Origin of the sequence: Gemmatimonas sp. (assembly GCF_021298855.1) — a bacterium.
In the GTDB taxonomy this organism is placed as follows: Bacteria; Gemmatimonadota; Gemmatimonadetes; order Gemmatimonadales; family Gemmatimonadaceae; genus Gemmatimonas.
Genome location: NZ_JAJTHI010000043.1, coordinates 40,124 through 56,108 on the forward strand (window position 1 = coordinate 40,124; position 15,985 = coordinate 56,108).

At 68.5% G+C, this 15,985-nt stretch carries 14 protein-coding genes; 8 read left to right on the top strand and 6 right to left on the bottom strand.

Translation table 11 applies throughout. The annotated features are described in order from the left end of the window. The first annotated feature begins 18 nt into the window (after nucleotides 1-18). On the top strand, nucleotides 19-1,983 hold the full coding sequence (gene gyrB / locus LW840_RS13130) for a DNA topoisomerase (ATP-hydrolyzing) subunit B (RefSeq protein ID WP_291277125.1): 1,965 nt from the start codon (nucleotides 19-21) through the stop codon (nucleotides 1,981-1,983). 63 nt (nucleotides 1,984-2,046) lie between these two features. Here gyrB and LW840_RS13135 read toward each other — a convergent pair whose 3' ends face one another. From LW840_RS13135 to LW840_RS13150, 4 genes are all read right to left on the bottom strand, one after another. After that, a complete protein-coding gene (locus LW840_RS13135; RefSeq protein WP_291277126.1) occupies nucleotides 2,047-3,180 on the bottom strand; it encodes a cytochrome c peroxidase in 1,134 nt (377 codons plus the stop codon). Nucleotides 3,181-3,270: 90 nt separating this feature from the next. Further along, on the bottom strand, nucleotides 3,271-5,358 hold the full coding sequence (locus LW840_RS13140) for a cation:proton antiporter (protein WP_291266681.1): 2,088 nt from the start codon (nucleotides 5,356-5,358) through the stop codon (nucleotides 3,271-3,273). Nucleotides 5,359-5,469: 111 nt separating this feature from the next. Further along, entirely contained in the window at nucleotides 5,470-5,724 is a 255-nt protein-coding gene (locus LW840_RS13145) for a hypothetical protein (RefSeq protein ID WP_291262195.1), read from the bottom strand. 113 nt (nucleotides 5,725-5,837) lie between these two features. Further along, a complete protein-coding gene (locus LW840_RS13150) occupies nucleotides 5,838-7,175 on the bottom strand; it encodes a thymidine phosphorylase (RefSeq protein WP_291262194.1) in 1,338 nt (445 codons plus the stop codon). A gap of 5 nt (nucleotides 7,176-7,180) precedes the next feature. On the opposite strand from LW840_RS13150, the gene LW840_RS13155 reads away from it, so the two are divergent. Then, complete coding sequence (locus tag LW840_RS13155; RefSeq protein ID WP_291266680.1) at nucleotides 7,181-7,948, top strand: hypothetical protein; 768 nt, start codon at nucleotides 7,181-7,183, stop codon at nucleotides 7,946-7,948. Between the two features lie 36 nt (nucleotides 7,949-7,984). Here LW840_RS13155 and LW840_RS13160 read toward each other — a convergent pair whose 3' ends face one another. Further along, nucleotides 7,985-8,371 (bottom strand): YtxH domain-containing protein, encoded by a 387-nt coding sequence (locus LW840_RS13160; RefSeq protein ID WP_291262192.1) that lies wholly within the window; start codon nucleotides 8,369-8,371, stop codon nucleotides 7,985-7,987. An 89-nt stretch (nucleotides 8,372-8,460) separates the two neighbouring features. On the opposite strand from LW840_RS13160, the gene ligA reads away from it, so the two are divergent. Together ligA and LW840_RS13170 are read left to right on the top strand one after the other, a co-directional pair. Continuing rightward, nucleotides 8,461-10,521, top strand: a complete 2,061-nt coding sequence (gene ligA / locus LW840_RS13165) for an NAD-dependent DNA ligase LigA (RefSeq protein ID WP_291277127.1) — start codon at nucleotides 8,461-8,463, stop codon at nucleotides 10,519-10,521. A 29-nt stretch (nucleotides 10,522-10,550) separates the two neighbouring features. Then, nucleotides 10,551-11,102, top strand: coding sequence for a hypothetical protein (locus LW840_RS13170; RefSeq protein WP_291262190.1), 552 nt, complete (start codon nucleotides 10,551-10,553; stop codon nucleotides 11,100-11,102). A gap of 41 nt (nucleotides 11,103-11,143) precedes the next feature. On the opposite strand, the gene LW840_RS13175 is transcribed toward LW840_RS13170, so the two are convergent. Next, nucleotides 11,144-11,683, bottom strand: a complete 540-nt coding sequence (locus LW840_RS13175) for a phosphoribosyltransferase family protein (RefSeq protein WP_291262189.1) — start codon at nucleotides 11,681-11,683, stop codon at nucleotides 11,144-11,146. Nucleotides 11,684-11,894: 211 nt separating this feature from the next. Here LW840_RS13175 and LW840_RS13180 point away from each other — a divergent pair, with 211 nt between their 5' ends. The 4 genes from LW840_RS13180 (at nucleotide 11,895) to LW840_RS13195 (ending at nucleotide 15,985) form a co-directional block, all read left to right on the top strand. Then, nucleotides 11,895-12,377 (top strand): tetratricopeptide repeat protein, encoded by a 483-nt coding sequence (locus LW840_RS13180; RefSeq protein ID WP_291262188.1) that lies wholly within the window; start codon nucleotides 11,895-11,897, stop codon nucleotides 12,375-12,377. Between the two features lie 11 nt (nucleotides 12,378-12,388). After that, nucleotides 12,389-13,147 carry a ParA family protein gene (locus LW840_RS13185; RefSeq protein ID WP_291262187.1) on the top strand — a complete coding sequence of 253 codons (759 nt, stop codon included), beginning with the start codon at nucleotides 12,389-12,391 and terminating at the stop codon, nucleotides 13,145-13,147. Continuing rightward, the gene (locus tag LW840_RS13190; RefSeq protein ID WP_291277128.1) at nucleotides 13,144-13,971 is read left to right on the top strand and encodes a hypothetical protein; all 828 of its coding nucleotides are present in this window, start codon (nucleotides 13,144-13,146) and stop codon (nucleotides 13,969-13,971) included. Before LW840_RS13185 ends, LW840_RS13190 begins: the two co-directional genes overlap by 4 nt. Nucleotides 13,972-14,092: 121 nt before the next feature. Then, the gene (locus tag LW840_RS13195) at nucleotides 14,093-15,985 is read left to right on the top strand and encodes a long-chain fatty acid--CoA ligase (RefSeq protein ID WP_291277129.1); all 1,893 of its coding nucleotides are present in this window, start codon (nucleotides 14,093-14,095) and stop codon (nucleotides 15,983-15,985) included.

Consider the following 15,985-nt stretch of genomic DNA (forward strand, 5'->3'; position numbering starts at 1 on the left):
CCGGTAGCTTCCCGCATCATGGCCAACACCAGCGCAGAGTCCGAGAAGGAATACGGCGCAGAATCCATCACCGTACTCAAGGGACTCGAAGCGGTCCGCAAGCGCCCCGGCATGTACATCGGCTCGACGTCGGCGCGCGGTCTGCACCATCTCGTGTACGAGGTCGTGGACAACTCGATCGACGAAGCGATGGCGGGCCATGCCAAGCGCATCTTCGTCACGATCCACGAGGACAATTCCATTACCGTCGAGGACGACGGCCGCGGCATTCCCGTGGACGTGCATCCTGTCGAGAAGATGCCGGGCGTGGAAATCGCCCTGACCGTGCTGCACGCCGGCGGCAAGTTCGAGAAGGATGCCTACGCCGTATCGGGCGGTCTCCACGGCGTGGGCGTGTCGGTGGTGAACGCGCTCTCCGACAACCTCAAGGTGTGGGTGAAGCGGGAGGGGAAGGAGCACTACATGGACTTCGCGCGCGGCACGACCACCACGAAGCTCAAGGTGCTGCGCACGGTGCCGGCGAAGGAAACGGGCACCAAGGTCTGGTTCAAGCCCGACGCGACGATCTTCCAGGAAACCACGCGCTACGACTGGACCACGCTGGCCAGCCGCCTCCGGGAGCTGTCGTATCTCAACAAGGGCATCCAGATCACGCTGCGCGACGAGCGCCCCGACGAGAGCCGTGACGGGCAGGCGCGCGAGGAGCTGTTCTGGGCCAATGGCGGCCTCCGGGATATGGTCACGTTCCTCAACGGCAACAAGAAGCCGCTGCACCAGGATGTCGTGTACCTCGACACCATGCGCGACGGCATCGCCATCGAGGTCGCGCTGCAGTACAACGACAGCTACGCCGACACCACCTTCTCCTTCGTCAACAACATCAACACGCACGAAGGCGGCACGCACCTCACCGGCTTCAAGAGCGCGCTCACCTCGGTCATCAACAAGTACATCGAGCGGTCGAGCAACCTCAACAAGAAGGACAAGGAAATCCGCCTGTCCGGCGACGACGTGCGCGAGGGCATCACCGCGGTGCTCTCGGTGAAGGTGCGCGAGCCGCAGTTCGAGGGGCAGACCAAGACCAAGCTGGGCAACTCGGAGGCCGAGGGCGCCGTGCGCAGCGTGGTCAACGAGCTGCTCTCGCAGTATCTCGACGAGCATCCCAAGACGGCCAACGCCATCATCGACAAGGCCATCTCGGCCGCCCGGGCCCGCGAGGCGGCGCGCAAGGCGCGCGACCTCACGCGCAAGAAGTCGGCACTCGATGTGGCCGCGCTTCCCGGCAAGCTGGCCGACTGCTCGCTCTCGGACCCGGCGCTCTGCGAGATGTATCTGGTGGAGGGCGACTCGGCCGGCGGGTCGGCCAAGCAGGGGCGCAAGCGGGATTTCCAGGCGATCCTGCCGCTGCGGGGCAAGATCATCAACGTGGAGAAGGCGCGCTTCGACAAGGTGCTCTCCAACGAGGAAATCCGCACCATCATCACGGCGATCGGCACCGGCATCAAGGAAGAGTTCGACATCGCGAAGTGCCGGTACCACAAGATCATCATCATGACCGACGCCGACGTGGACGGCGCGCACATCCGCACGCTGCTGCTCACGTTCTTCTTCCGGCAGATGCCCGAGCTCATCGACGCCGGGTTCATGTACATCGCGCAACCGCCGCTGTATCGCGTGGCCAAGGGCAAGGAAGAGTTCTACGCCTATTCCGAGAAGGAGCGCGACGCGTATGCCGAGCGCCTCGGCGGTCCGGAAGGGCGCGGCAACATCATGATTCAGCGCTACAAGGGGTTGGGCGAAATGAACCCCGAGCAGCTCTGGAAGACGACCATGGACCCGGAAACGCGCACCATGCTGCAGGTCACCATGGAAGACGCCGTCCTGGCCGACCAGACGTTCCAGACGCTCATGGGCGACGAAGTCGAGCCGCGCCGTCTGTTCATCGAAACCAACGCGCGGTTCGTGAGCAATCTCGACATCTGACCCCTCGGTCCCGATGCGCTTCGAACGGCCCGCGCCCCTCGCGCGGGCCGTTCGCGTTTCCCCTCATCGCACGAAGGGATCGCTGAAGCGCGGGTCGGTGAGAAAGGTCCGGTCGGTCAGCGTCTTGAGGAACGCCACCAGCGCGTCGCGTTCCGTCACGGTGAGGTTGAGCCGCTGCGGCTGTCCGCCGGGCGTCCGCAGCCGCGGGTCGAGTGCGGGATTGGCCCGTACCCCCCGATCGTAGAAGTCCACCACCTGCTCGAGCGTCTGGAACCGCCCGTCGTGCATGTAGGGCGGTCGCACTTCCACGTTGCGCAGCGACGGCGCCTTGAAGCGGCCATTGCCGGCGCCGGCGTCGGTGATCGTGGCGTCGAGCCCGGTGTTGTGCACGGCGTCGCTGATGTGCGCCGTGGTCCCGTGACAGCGCGCGCACCCCGCCCGCCCGATGTACAGCTGCTGCCCCAGCAACTCCTGCGCGGTGAGGAGGTCAGCGCCGTTGGGCCCCCCGTTGGCGCCCACGGCGCGGTCGAACCTGGCGTTCGTGCTCACCAAGGCGCGCACGAACTGGGCGAGCGCGCGCGCCACCCGGTCGGTCGTGATCTCCCGCGTCCCGAACGCCGCCTCGAACAGCGCCGGATAGTACGCGGCGCGCGCCAGCTTGGCCGGAAGCTCATCGAGCCGTTCGCCCATCTCCGTGGGGTCCGCGATGGGCTGCAACACCTGCGCCTCCAGCGTGGCCGCACGCTCATCCCAGAAGAAGCGTCCGCTGGTGTAGAAGCGCGCATTGCTGAGCCCCATGCTGTGCCGGGTCGTGAGCCCACCGTCGAAGCCGCGGCTCAACCGCGCCGTGTCGGAGAAGGCGAACTCCTGCCGGTGGCAGGAGGCGCAGGACACGCGACTGTTCACCGACAGGCGGCGATCGTAGAACAGCACGCGACCCAGGGTGGCGCCGGCATCCGTCGTGACATTCGATGCCGGCGTGTTGTCGGCCGCGATGGCGGGGGGACCGCCGCTGGGCCCCGTGAAATGCCGCGGCAGCGGAAGGCGCGCATCGCTGTAGGCGAGCAACGCGGACGGGAGTACCGGGGCGACAATCACGTCGGTGCTGGGCGCGAGGCCCGTGGGGCTAGCGACGGGGGCGTCGCCACATCCCGATGCCGCGACGCTGAGCAGGAGGAGCGGCAGGATCGGTCGCATGAGCAGTTTGGCTGGTGGAAGCAACCACAGGGCACGGGGGATCACCCGTCCCACGGTCTGTCCTCAGGGACACGCGCCACCCCCCTCACCCTACGTGTGTTCCGCCCGCTGCAGCAGCGCCGTGGCGTCGGCAATCGACTCCGTGGTCCCCGCGAGGGCGAGGACATCCCCCGCCTGCAGGCGTTCGCTCCCGACGGGGAGCAGAACCTGCTCCGTACCGCGCGTGATGGCCAGGATGACCGCACCGGTTTGCGACCGCAGCTGCAGCTCGCGCAGCGTGCGACCCACCGAGGCGTCACCGTCACGGACGACGTAGGGGACCGGGTCGCCCAACCCGGGCAGGACGCGATGGACCGTGGACAGATCGCGCGGCGCGGCGTTGGGGGTGGCCGCCGTTGCAGCAGCTGGCGATGCCGACGCAAACCCCTTGGACAGGGCGGACAACAGCACCTGCGCACCCGCCCGCGTATGCCCGTACAGATCCGCCGTACGCCGCCAGAACACCACGGTGAGCCAGCCAACGACTACCGCCAGGACCGCCGCCCCGCGACCCAGCGGCACGAAGGGCTCGGTCACGACCACCACCACCAGCCCACTGACCGTCACGAGCGCCAGCTGCAGCGTGGCCATGAGGACGCGTCGCGGCGATTCGGCGTAGTCCAGACGATTGGCGACCGACTGCGGCAGTGCGCGGAAGGCGAGCAGCGACGACAGGGCGCCGGCAACGCGCACGATGCCAACGACGAGCGGAGCGGCCAGCAGCACGGCGATCGTGTACAGCGCCGCACTGGCCCACAGAGGGGGGAGCGACCGCGCGGCGAACTCCGCCAGGAGCCGCGGCTTTGCGAACACCGTGCCAATCACCACCCCCGTCAGCAGCGCCGTGTCGAGCACGAGCAGGCGGATCTTGCGGCGTACCAGCGGCGCGGTCGCTGCTGCAGCGGGGGTGCGACGCAGCGACGCGATCCACGTGCCATACAGCCCGACGAACGTCTGCAGCGGGCGCGGCAACCGCCGGTCCACGAACGTCGCCACCGCCCCCGAGGCTCGAATGGCGATGGGCGTCGTGAGCGTGGTGATGGCCGATACCGCGACCGCCACGGGATAGAGGAACGCACCCACCACCCCCGCCGTCGTCCCCACGGCGGCAATGATGAAGGCGAACTCGCCGATCTGCGTGAGGCTCATGCCGGCCTGGGTGCTGGTGCGCACGTCGTTGCCCGAAAGAAACGCCCCCACACTCACGGCCAGCAGCTTGCCGGTCATGACCACCAGCGACAGGACCACGACGGCCACCCAGTGCTCCGCCACCAATCGCGGATCGATCATCATGCCCACGGCCACGAAGAACACGGCGCCGAACATGTCGCGCACGCCCATGACGAGGTGCTCCACGCGTGATCCTTCGCCCGACTCCGCGACCAGGGACCCCGCAATGAACGCCCCCAACGCCACCGAATAACCGGCGTCGAGCGCCAGCAGGGCACCGCCAAAGCAGAGCCCAAGGCTCACCACCAGCGTGGTCTCCGGCCGATCCAGCGCCACCACCATGCGTACGAGGCGCGGCACCACGGCCAGCCCCACGCCGATGAACAGCGCCAGGAACAGCACCAGCGTGCCGGCGGTGGCCGCGACCGCCCCGGCCGACAGGCCGGCCCCCGACGCAATGGTGGTGAGCATCGCAATGAGCAGGATCGCGATGAGATCCTCGATGATGAGGATGCCATACACCAACTCGGTGAAGCGGCCCTTCACCCCCTGCTCGGCAAAGGCCTTGACGATGATGGTCGTGGACGAGATGGCCACAATGGCGCCGCCGAAGACGCTCTCCAGTGGGGTCCAGCCGAGCAGCTGGCCCGTGACATACCCGAAGCCGAACATGGCACTCGTATCGACGAGCGCAATCAGCCCCACCGTGGGCGCGACGGCCGCCAACTTGCGCAAGCTGAACTCGAGCCCCAGCCCGAACATGAGCAGGATCACGCCCAGCTCCGACAGGGTCGTGACCATGCTGCGGTCGGCGAAGAGCGGCACGCCGACATACGGCCCGATGATCATGCCGGCCACCAGGTAGCCAAACACGACCGGCTGGCGGATGCGCTGGAATACCACCGTGGTCAGCGCCGCCACGCACAGGACCAGCGTCAGATTCGCCAGGAAGGCGTGGGCATTGGCCATATCGGAAGAGAAGCGAGGTGCCGGTCGTTCACCATCGTCGGTCGCCCGCGCGAAACGACGAAGGCCGCCGGCACCTGCCGGCGGCCTTCCCCACCATGACCGGGCGCGCGGTTACGGCGTGGTGTACTGCCCCTTCGCCTGACGGCTCAACTGACTCGAGAAGTTGAGCACCACGGTGATCAGTGCCCCGAACAGGAAGGTGAACGCCACGTAGCAGATGGTCGTGACCGTCGGCTCCATGCCGCCCGTGGGGCTGGGCGTGGAGATGTACATGAGCAACCCGTACAGGCCCAGCAGCGGCAGGGCCGCCGCCGCGGCCACCAGACTGAGCAGCTTGTTCGTGGACGGAGCGACTTTCGCAGGCATCACGAGATCGGACAGGGGTGCGGGGCACCGGTGAACGGGGCGCGGCCACGCGGCCGCCAACGTGCCAAACCTAGACACTTCCGGGGTCAACGGGGAGTGGGGGAAGTGGGTTCCTACTCCTCCGGATCCCACCGCTCGACGCCGGCGGCGGTCACCCGATGGCTGATGAGCGGCAGCGGGGGGTCCGCCTCATCCGCCAGGCGGATGGACTCGTCGAGTGCCCGGCGACCGGCAGCCACGCCGGCGGCATCGCGGGCGAAGATGGTGGCCAATGGCTCCCCGGCGCGCACCACATCGCCTGGGCGGGCCGTCATCACGAACCCCACGGAGGGATCCACCTGATCCTCCACGCGGGTCCGTCCCCCCCCGAGCGCCGTGATGCCGCGGCCGATCGCGCGGGGCTCCACCTGGGCCACCACCCCGGCCCGATCAGCCAGATACAGTTCGCATTCGGCCGCCTGCGGCAACAGCCCGGGGTCGTCCACGACCGCCGGATTGCCCCCCTGCGCTTCGATGATCTCCTGGAACTTGCGGGCCGCGCGGCCGCTGGAGATGGCCACCTCCATGCGCCGACGGGCCTCATTGCGGTTCGACGCCGCACCACCCAGTACCAGCATCTCGGCACCAAGGGCATACGTGACGTCCATGAGATCGGCCGGTCCGTCGCCACGCAGTGCCGCAATGGACTCCTCCACTTCCAGCGCGTTGCCACAGGCGCGTCCCAGCGGGCGGTCCATCGCGGTGAGCAATGCCACGACCGGGCAGCCATGATCCGTGCCGAGCTCGATCATGGTGCGCGCCAGGGTGATCCCACGATCGAGCTCGGGAAGGAACGCCCCCGATCCGTACTTCACATCCAGCACGAGCCCGGTAAGCCCTTCGGCGAGCTTCTTGGACATGATGCTGGCCGAAATGAGGGGAATGCTTTCCACCGTGGCCGTCGCATCCCGCAGCGCATACAGTTTGCGATCGGCCGGCGCGATCTCCCGGGTCTGGCCAATGAGGGCGCACCCGATGGCCTCCAGCTGGCGCGTGGCGCGCTCGAGCGACAGATCCGTGCGAAACCCGGGGATCGCCTCGAGCTTGTCGAGGGTTCCACCGGTATGGCCGAGCCCCCGCCCCGACATCATGGGCACGGCCACCCCGCACACCGCCACCAGTGGCGCGAGGACCAGCGACACCTTGTCTCCCACGCCGCCGGTGGAATGCTTGTCCACCCGTCCGACCGTGAGGTGGTCCAGCTGCAGCACGGCGCCACTCTCGAGCATGGCGTCGGTGAGGGCCCCGATCTCGGTGCGATCGAGCCCGACGAAGTAGATGGCCATGGCCAGGGCGGCCATCTGGTAGTCGGGCACTTCGCCCGCCGCGTAGTGTTTCATGAGGGAGCGCCACTCGGCCGCCTCAATCCGTCCGCCGTTCCGCTTCCGCTCGATCAGAGTTCGTGCTTCCATACGTCATGCCAACCTACACCACCCTGTCCGCGACCGCACGACTGTGGCGCGCCGTTTCCCGTAGGCAATGCATTGGCGCGCTGGTGGCGGTCGGGGCGGTGGCCCTGCTTCCCTGGCGCCCGGTTGCGGCCCAGTTGCCGGCGGCGGCCGCCGCGTCGTCGGCGCGTGAGCCGACCACCTATGCAGAGCTGTGGCAGGCGGCCGCGGTGGCGGTGGACCAGGGGGAGTTCGAACGCAATGAACCCCTGCGCACCGCACTCTACGCCAAGGCCACCGACTATGCGCGCCGTGCCGTGGCGCTCAACCCCGGTGACGCCGAAGGCCACTTCCACCTGTCGCGGGCCCTCGGGCGCACGGCGCTCGCGCTCGGTCCGCGCGAACGGGTGAAGTTGGGCATCGAAGTGCGGGAGCAGGCGCTGGCGGCGCTCAAGCTGGCACCGCGTCACCCGGGCGCGCTGCACGTCATGGGTGTGTGGAACGCCGAAATCATGCGCCTCAACGGGATTGCCCGCACGGTGGCCAAGGCCTTCCTTGGCGGGCGGATCTTCTCGACGGCGTCGTGGAGCGAAGCCGTGCGCTATCTCGAGCTGGCGGTGCAGGTGGAGCCGGAGCGGCTCGTGCACCGGCTTGACCTCGCACGCATCTATCGCGACCTCGACCGCACGGAGGACGCGCGCGCCGCGTACCGGGCGGCGGTCGCCAGTGCCGATTTCGACCCGAACGACCGCGTGTATCGGCAGCAGGCCACCGAAGAGCTGCGGCGGCTCAAGTAAACGGGGAGAAGGGGGCTTGCCCCTTCTCCCCATCCGTTACCCGCGCACCCGGTCCTGCAGATCGCGCGCCATCTCGCGGCTGCGCCGCACACCGCGACGGGCCAGTCGGCGCGCCAGGTAATCGGCATCGTCGCGCAGATCGGTGACCGCCTCGTTCCCGCGCATATACAGCCGTCGCGCACCCCGGCGCAGGTGGCGCCGCGTATCCTCGCCGCTGGCCGGTGCCATGAGCAGCGCCATGCCGGCGCCAAGCGCTGCCCCCAGCAGCAGCCCCAGCCCGAAGGCGCGGCCGTCGGTGCGCCCGGCGGCGGGCGCTGGTCCCAGCACCTCACGCCCCTCCACGTCCACATCCATCTCCACATCCAAGTCCACGTCGTCCCGTGCTTCCTGATCGACGTCGTGCGTATCCTTGCGATGGACCATCTCTCCCCCCGCGTGTGGGCTCTGGCCAACCAGTGAACACCGGCATCATTACCCTCGGGCGACGGGGCCGCCAGCGGTAGATTCCTGACATGTCAGCCGTCGAATCCGCCACGTCCGAGCGCGCCGAAGCGCTGCGAGCACTGCTCACCCGCGCCCAGCACGAGTACTACGTCCTCGACCGTCCCGCTCTCTCCGACCAGGAGTACGACCAGCTCTTCCGTGAGCTGCAGGCCATCGAAAACGCGTACCCGGCGCTGCGCACGGACGACTCGCCCACACAACGGGTCGGCGCGCCCATCCAGTCGGGGTTCCCGTCGCACCGGCATCTCGTGCGCATGATGTCGCTCGACAACGCGTTCGACCAGGCCGAGCTGGAGGCGTGGGAGCAGTCCATCGAACGGGTGGTGGGCGCCGCCGTACACGAGAGCGGTTACACCGTCGAACTGAAGATCGACGGTGCCGCCGTGGCGCTGACCTATCGCGACGGCCTCCTCGTGACGGCCGCCACGCGCGGCGATGGCACCGAGGGGGAGGACGTGACGCGCAACGTGCGCACCATTCGTGGCGTGCCGTTGCGTCTCATGGGCAGCGGACACCCACCGCTCATGGAAATCCGCGGCGAGGTGTACTTGCCGTTTGCCGGCTTCGAACGGATGAACGAGGCGCGGGTGGCCGCCGGCGAGCCGGTGTACGTGAACCCGCGCAACGCGGCGGCCGGCTCCATGCGACAGCTCGACCCCGCCATTACTGCCCAGCGACCGCTGCGCTTTTTCGGGTATGCCGCCGTACTGCCCGACGGCAGCGTCCCCGCCAGCAGCCAGTGGGCGCTGCTGGAGACGCTGGGGGCGTGGGGAGTCCCGGTGGCACCCCATCGCGCCCGTTGCCGCACGATCGCCGAGGTGGCCACATGGGCGAACACGGTGGAGCACGAAACGCGCGCGGCGCTTGGCTTCGCCATCGATGGCGGGGTGGTGAAGGTGAATGACGTGGCGCTGCAGGACGAACTCGGGGTGCGCAACGATCGCACGCCGCGCTGGGCGGTGGCGCGCAAGTTCGCCCCGGACATGGCGGTCACCCGTCTGGCGCGCATCGACGTGAACGTGGGGCGCACGGGCGTCCTCACCCCCTTTGCCGTGCTGGAGCCCGTGGAAGTGGGCGGCGCCACGGTGACGTTCGCGTCGCTCCACAACGCCGACCAGATCGCCGCCAAGGATCTCCGCGAGGGCGACTGGGTGCAGGTGGTGCGGGCGGGGGATGTGATTCCCTACGTGCTGGGGCCGGTGCCGGAACGACGCGACGGCCACGAGCGCCCGTGGCACATGCCTGCGGCATGCCCTCGCTGCGACGCCCCCGTCGTGCGCGACGGGGAGGATGTGGCCAGCTACTGCACCAACGTCGCCTGCCCCGGGCGCCAACTCGAAGGGCTCGTGCACTTCGCCTCCAAGGACGCGATGGACATTGACGGCCTGTCGTACGCGCGCATTCAGCAGCTCCTGGCCGCCGGATACGTGCGCGACGCCGCCGACCTGTTCGCGGTGACGGTGGAGCAGTTGGTGGGGCTCGAGCGGTTCGGTCGCAAAAGCGCGGAGAACCTGGTGGCCGCCATTGCCGCCGCCAAGCAGCAGCCGCTGTCGCGATTGCTTTTCGGGCTGGGGATCCGGCATGTCGGGGCACAGGCGGCGCAGCTGCTGGCGCGGCAGTACGGCAGCCTGGACGCCATGATGGCGGCTTCGGCGGCGCAGTTGGGCGAGGTGCGCGGGGTGGGACACATCATCGCCGACAGCGTGGCGTCCTACTTTGCCGATCCGAACGTGGTGGCGCTGCTGAACAAGCTGCGTGCGCACGGCCTGCTCCTGGACGAACCCAACGCCATCCAGGCCGACGGGCCGCTCACCGGGGCCACGGTCGTGCTGACCGGGACCCTGCCCTCGCTGTCGCGGGGGGAGGCCACCGCCCTGGTGGAAAAGGCCGGGGGGCGCGTCACGAGCAGCGTTTCCAGGAAGACCACCTTCGTCGTGGCGGGGGACGAGGCCGGGAGCAAGCTCGACAAGGCCCGCGAGCTGGGGGTCGAGGTTATCGACGAGGCCGAGCTTCGGCGGCGCACGTCCGCCGCCAGCACGGACCGTCACGCCGTGGACGACTTGACGTGACGAACCGAGTCAGCGAGCGTCACGGGAACATGAGCCCAGTCTCCAGCTTCCAGCCCCGCACCGTTTCGCTGCCGGTGGAGTTCTTCGCCGGCCTGCGCCAGTCCGCCCTGGCCGCGCACGGCGACGCCACGGTGCTTCCGGTCGACGCCATTCGCGATGCCGGGTATGCCGCCGGCAAGGCGCTGTACGATCACTTTGCCATCTGGTTGGCCGAGCAGGGGGAGTCACACCCCGACCGGCTGGCCGATGAGCGGTTCCCGTGGCTTCTGGAGGCGTACTTTCACGGCATCGGCTGGGGTCGGGTGGAGCTGCAGTCGCTGAGTGAGGCCGTGATGGCGCTCGATGTGTGCGATTGGGGCGAAGCGCCGCGGAGCGCCGGCGGGTGCCTGGTCTCCACAGGACTGTTTGCCGGGTTCTTTGGGCGGTTGGCAGGGGCGCCGGTCAGCGTCCTCGAGGTGGAGAGTCCGACGGCAGGTGCCGGACGTACCCGTTTCCTGCTGGGCTCCATCGACGTGATGGGCTATGTGTGGGAAGCCATGGAGCGGGGCATCCCGTACGACCGGGCGGCGGCGAGCGCCTAGCCGGTCGTGGCGGGCGCCGACATGCGCCCGCTGCCCCGCCATTACACGACCGGCGAGGGGATGAGGCCGGTGTACTTGGGGTTGGGCTGCAATTCGCCGTCCAGAAACACTTCCCGATCCCACGGCAGCACGATCATCGCCTGTGTGGCGAAGGCGTGGTAATCGGGGGTGTAGCTGCCGGTGAGAATGCTCACCGCCGTCCGGACTTCGCGAGCACCGGCATGCACGATGGCCCCAACGGCCAGGCGCAAGGTGGCGCCGGAATCGCAGGTTTCGTCCACCACCAGCACCCGCTTGCCACGTACATCTGCAGGCGCGGCCCCGAAGACCGCCGGCGTCTCGCGCACCTCGTCGGCGTGATGCCGCCGCGAGATGAGGATGGAGTGGAACGGCAGATCGAGAATCGCCGCCACCGCGGCGCCCGGCACCACCCCCGCCGTGGCGATGCCGACGATGACGTCGGGCATCCAGTCGCGCGCCACCCGGACGGCCAGCGCCCGGGACAGTTCGCCGAACAGTGGCCAATCGACAATGAGCACGCCCTTCGAGGGATCGGGGGCATACGGCTGCGGCACAGGCATTCCACGGCTCCGCTGAGGGTCAGGGGGAGTGTAGTGCTCCCGGGGACGACGCGCCATGCGGACATCCCCGACGGACGCGAGGGTGAGGCGCGGCGTCTTGTAGGGGGGCGGTCGTACCGATAGGTTTGCGACAGTGGTCCGTGGGCTGCCGCCGGTGTTCCGGCGAACCATATCGCAGCATTCCTTTCCCCTCACGATTCCCCGCGCGCGCATGACTTGGTGGCGCCGCCTCGTGGGCGGCTCGTCCGAACGTGATTCGAAGCAGCCGGACTTCCTGGCGGAAGCGCTCGATCTCGAGTCGCGCGGCGATTACGCCAACGCGCTGACGTCGTATCGCCTCGCCCTGCGCGAGCGGCCCGACGATCCGCGCGTGCTGCAGAACATCGCCATCGCGTTTTCCAAGACGAGCCAGCCGGAAGAGGCCATTCGCACGTATCGCCGCGCCCTGCAGATCGATCCCGATCTGGCGGGAGCGCATTACGGACTGGCGTTCCTGCTGCTCAAGCGGGGCGACACGGCACACGCCGGTCTGCATCTCGAGGGTTTTCTGCGAACAACACGGGCCGACGATCCGGCGGCGGCGAAGTTCCGCGCACACGCCGAGCGCACGCTGGCCGAGTTGAGCGGGCAGGAGCAGGCCACCGACGCGGGCGACGACGGCGACGACGCATACGATCCGCGCACCGAGGGCTGACGGTGGGTCGCGTGCTGTCCATCGTGAGCCAGAAGGGTGGCGTGGGAAAGACGACCACGGCAGTGAACCTGGCCGTGGCCTTCGCCCGTCGTGGCCTCAAGACGCTGCTCGTGGATGCCGATCCGCAGGGCGCCGTGCGGTACGGCGTGGGGCTGCGGCGCGGCCATCCCACCGTGGGGTTCGATGACTACGTGCGGGGCGAGCGCGCCCTGCGTGAAGTCATCCTGCCCACGGCGCTCCCCTGGCTGCGGGTCATTCTTGCGGGCAGCGTGAGCGATTCGGCCGACCACCGGGACTTCCAGAAGCTGGTGGGAGAAACCAGCATGCTCGCGGACCTGCTCACCCTGGCTCGGGAGCGGTGCCATGTCGTGGTCGTGGACACGCCGCCCGGGCTGGGGGCCATTACGCGCCGGGTGCTGGCCTCGAGCCAGCATGTGGTGGTGCCCCTGCAATGCGAGCCACTGGCCCTGCAGACCACACCGCAGATCCTCCGCGCCATTCAGGACATGGTCGCGGAGAATGCCGAGCTCACGTTGGAGGGAATTCTCCTGACGATGTACGAGCAGGGGAACCCGGCCAGTGAGCGCGTCGTACACTACGTGCGTGAGCATCTGCCTCAGCATCTCGTGTTCGAAACGCCCGTGCCGCGAACGCCGGCCACGGCCGATGCCTTTGCCGCCGGGCAACCGGTGGTGTTGCGTGCCCCCGCCGATGCGGCGAGCCAGGCGTACGTGAACATCGCCACGCGCCTCGCCGAACGGTTCGTGTGACGCGTCTCCTGCTGCTGGGCGGAACGGCTGCGGCCGTGTTCGTCGCGGTCGGCTGCGCCGATGTCGGCACCGCGCCCGATATCCCGACCAGCATCGAACTGCCGCCGTTTCCGTTTCCGTCGGTGGTGGTGGGTGATACGCTGCGCAACGAGGCCGGCGTGGCCACGCCCGTGCGGGCCGTCGTGCGTAATGCCGCCGGCGACGTGATCGACGGCGCACGGGCCACCTATGTGTACGCAGACTTCCTGCGCGACAGCGCCTTCACGGTCGACACCGCCACCGGAATCATCGTGGCCCGCCGGGTGGTGGCGGCGGGGCGCATCGCGGCGCGTATTGGCACCTCGCTGCAGGTCCTCCGGCCGCTCATTGCCACGCTGCGCCCCGATTCGGTGGCGCCGGCCGGTGCCGTCGATCCGCTCATCGTATCGCTCCTCCCGGACACCGGGCGCGCGCGGGCGGAGGGGAACACCTCGGGCGACCTGCCGGTGCTGGTGCGCAACAACTCCAGTCCCACCCCCGGTGGGGTGAACGGCTGGCTGGTGCGCTTCCGCCTGGTGCGCCCCGCCAACCCGGCCAACGACACCTCGCAGGCCGTCTTTCTGGTCGACAACCAGCTGCGGCCCTCCACGGTCGACACCACCAGCCCCGATGGGCGGGCCGGGCGCCGGGTCCGGGTGCGCGCGGCGCGCTTCCCGGCGCCGCAGGGCAACGCGCGCGTCACCGACACCGTGGTCGTGGAAGCCACGGTGCGCTACCGCGGGCAACTCGTCACCGGCACGCCGCTCCTCCTCAGCGTGCCCATCATCCGGCCGGCCTCGCAATAGCGGGCGGGGCGGTACCCTCCCGTCCGTCGTGGCACGGGGCCAATTTTCCCGGGCCTACCTTGGGCGGCGTGTGACCGGCGTCATTCCACCCGGCACCCACCCGACCTCAGTCCAGCTGGAGATGGCGATGACTTCGTTCAGCGCATCCGCAGTACCCTCCCTGAACAACACCCTCGCCGGTATCCCGTCGCCGCTCACGGCGGCGGTCGGGGGGCCACGCCCCGCCCCCGGTACGATCAACGCGCTCTTCTTCGATGCCGTGGAGCGATTCGATCGGGCGGACGCCCTGCTGTACAAGGTGAAGGGCGTGTGGGAGCCCACGAGTCATGCCGGCATCCTCACGCGGGTGCGCCACATCGCGCTGGGGCTGGCCCGGCTGGGCATCGTCGCGCAGGACCGTGTGGGGCTGCTGTCGGAGAACCGCCCCGAGTGGTTGCTGGCCGACTACGCCTGCCTCTGCAGCTCCGTCACCGATGTGCCCATCTACCCCACACTGCCGGCCGAGCAGATTCCCTACCTGCTGAACGACTCGGGCGCGCGCGCCCTCTTCGTCTCCACCCCCGAACAGGCACGCAAGGTGGCGAGCGTGCGCGCGCAGGCGCCGGGTGTGGAGTGGATCATCGGTTTCGCCGCCGGCAAGGATGACGGCTGCGACTACACGCTCGCTGAACTGGAGGCGCTCGGCGCGGCAGACGACAGTCGGGAGCGCGCCACGCTGTTCAAGGAGCAGGCGCTTGCCGTGACGCCCGACCAGCTCGTCACCCTCATCTACACGTCGGGCACCACAGGCAATCCCAAGGGCGTCATGCTCACGCAGGACAACCTGTCCTCGAACGTGATGGCCACGAAGGCCACGATGCCCGTGAGCACCGCCGATACGGCGCTCAGCTTCCTGCCGTTGAGCCACATCTTCGAGCGCACGGGCGATTACTTCCTTTTCGCCAACGGCGTCCGGATCGCGTACGCCGAAAGCATCGACACCGTGCCGGTGAACATGAGCGAGGTGAAGCCGTCGCTCATGATGTCCGTGCCGCGTCTGTACGAAAAGATCTACGCGCGTGTCCTCGAGAACGCCGTCTCCACCGGTGGGCTCAAGAAGCAGATCTTCTTCTGGGCCAAGCGGGTGGGTGAACGCTGGGCCGACGAGAAGCTGGCGGGGCGGGAGCCGGCGGGGCTGCTCGGCTTCCAGTACCGGCTCGCCGACAGGCTGGTCTTCTCGAAGCTGCGCGAGCGCACGGGCGGCAACATCCGCTACTTCATTTCCGGCGGCGCACCGCTGTCCCCCGAGATCGCCAAGTTCTTCTACTCGGCGGGGCTGATCATTCTCGAAGGGTACGGCCTCACGGAAACGTCGCCGGTGATCTCCGCGAACAACCTGCGGGACTACCGGCTCGGCACGGTGGGCAAGCCCATTGCCGGGGTGGAAGTGCGCATCGCGAAGGACGGGGAGATCCTCACACGCGGCCCCCACGTCATGCGCGGCTACTACAACAACGAGCAGGCCACGCGGGAGTGCCTCACCGACGACGGCTGGTTCCACACGGGCGACATCGGCGTGCTCGAGGACGGCTTCCTGCGCATTACCGACCGCAAGAAGGACATCATCGTGACGGCCGGTGGCAAGAACATCGCGCCGCAGCCGATCGAGAACATGCTGAAGACCAACAAGTACGTCTCGCAGGCGGTCATGCTGGGTGACAAGCGCAAGTTCCCGGTGGTGCTCATCGTGCCCGACTGGGATCCGCTGGAGAAGTGGGCGGCGCGCAATCAGATCGTGTGGACGTCGCGCGCCGAGCTCATGAACATGCCCACCATCCAGGCGAAGGTGGAGAAGGAAGTGCAGGAACAGCTGAAGGGGCTGGCGAGCTACGAGATGCCCAAGAAGGTGAAGCTCATCGAGCACGACTTCAGCATCGAGCGCGGCGAGCTCACCCCCACCCTGAAGGTGAAGCGGCGCGTCATCGACCAGACATACAAGGCGCAGATCGACGAGCTGTACGCCGGCGCGGACTGA